The sequence below is a fragment of the Lactobacillus sp. C449L genome, from assembly GCF_059900815.1.
In genome coordinates this window covers 1-464 of the sequence record NZ_JBWXGA010000193.1, presented here as the reverse complement: position 1 = coordinate 464, position 464 = coordinate 1, and the positions used below count along the sequence as shown (strand labels likewise).

At 34.3% G+C, this 464-nt stretch carries 1 protein-coding gene; it reads right to left on the bottom strand.

Going from position 1 to position 464, the window contains the following annotated elements:
• Positions 1 to 443: hypothetical protein (locus AC2JF9_RS08985; protein WP_500727074.1), on the bottom strand; the 443-nt coding region annotated here is incomplete at its 3' end.
• Positions 444 to 464 lie beyond the last annotated feature (21 nt).

The window sequence follows — 464 nt, the reverse complement described above, 5'->3', positions numbered from 1 at the left end:
GACACGTTAATTTTATGAACACCTAAAGGATCAACGTTTTTCGCTTCTACTTGATAGGTTCCAAGATCCCCCCAAATCGGAGTGTAAAATTTTCGTCCCCCATCGATAATGTCATATTTTATTCGGCTATCTCTGCCAGCAACCTGGGAACTAGAGAAAAGATGACCAGTTCTTTTTTCGATATTTACTTTTGGTAGTTCAAATCGCTTAGTTGTTGTTAGCACCGATTGATTTTTACTCTCATTGTGGCTAGTTTCATCAAAACTGATTTTGTAACGATTGTTACTTACTGGATATGTCAAATAAGAATCCACTAAAGATTTTGGTACGTGAAATTCAAACTTGCTGGTGAATTTTTGTCCAAGATCATTTTTGTATACAATATCAATCGGATATTCAAAACCATATCCTGTTAATTTATTATCCAACTTCTTCAAGTTCACTTGTAAATTCTCGTTAAAAAC